At 57.6% G+C, this 422-nt stretch carries 1 protein-coding gene; it reads left to right on the forward strand.

The features are described 5' to 3' along the window. Positions 1–422, forward strand: a 422-nt coding sequence (locus tag J1G35_RS31265; RefSeq protein ID WP_223016884.1) for an RHS repeat domain-containing protein, incomplete at both ends; no start/stop codon positions are given.

A 422-nucleotide genomic window follows, 5' to 3' on the forward strand; every position in this document is an offset into this window, starting at 1 on the left:
TGGATACGCGGTATGCCTGGGGAGATGACGGCCGTGTCACGGTGCATAACGCCGATGGCAGTCAGGAAGTGTATGTCCATGACGACCGGGCACGGCTGGTACAGCGGATTGATCCGGATGGTGCTTCGCATTTCAAATCCTATGACGACAAGGGTCGGCTGACGGTCGAGCAGGATCCTCTGGGCGCTGTGACGGCGTATCAGTACGACGAAGCCGGAAGGCTGGTGGCGTTATTTCCCGGGGATGATGAGCCAACAACCTACGAGCATGACAATGGCTTCGTACGGGTTGTAAGGCGGGGTCTGGCGGTCTGGAAGTACGAGCGCAATGGCCAGGGCGATGTCATTCGTAAGATCGATCCCGACGGTCATGTCACGGACTACAGCTACAACAAATACGGGCAACTGGTCGGGGTTTGGTAC

Origin of the sequence: Pseudomonas sp. SH10-3B (assembly GCF_019891415.1) — a bacterium.
GTDB lineage: Bacteria > Pseudomonadota > Gammaproteobacteria > Pseudomonadales > Pseudomonadaceae > Aquipseudomonas.